This is a genomic window from Neisseria sp. P0009.S007 (assembly GCF_051962515.1).
This window is the reverse complement of sequence record NZ_JBQCVF010001044.1, coordinates 1-292: the sequence shown is the minus strand read 5'-3', so window position 1 is coordinate 292 and position 292 is coordinate 1. Positions and strand designations below refer to the sequence as shown.

At 46.2% G+C, this 292-nt stretch carries 1 protein-coding gene; it reads left to right on the top strand.

Annotation, left to right across the window (positions count from 1 at the left end; translation table 11 throughout):
- Window positions 1-209: peptide chain release factor family protein (locus ACTHS3_RS17680; protein WP_440368726.1), on the top strand; the 209-nt coding region annotated here is incomplete at its 5' end.
- Window positions 210-292 lie beyond the last annotated feature (83 nt).

Below are 292 nucleotides of genomic sequence, written 5' to 3'. Positions count from 1 at the left end.
AAGAAAGCGGCATTTCCGTGCGGGTCGAGAGCGAACGCAGTCAGCATACCAATAAAAAATTGGCGGTCATGTTATTGGCGCAAAAACTGGCGGAGCATCATGCCGGACAGGCAGGAAATTTTGCGCAGGCGCAGTACGCGCAACTCTATCAAGTTGAGCGCGGCAATCCAAAAATGACGTTTGTCGGAGCTATTTTTAAGGAGAAATAATTTATCTGCCGGATAAGTAGGCATTTAAAACATAAACTAAAGGCCGTCTGAAAACGTTCAGACGGCCTTTTATCGTTTTACCG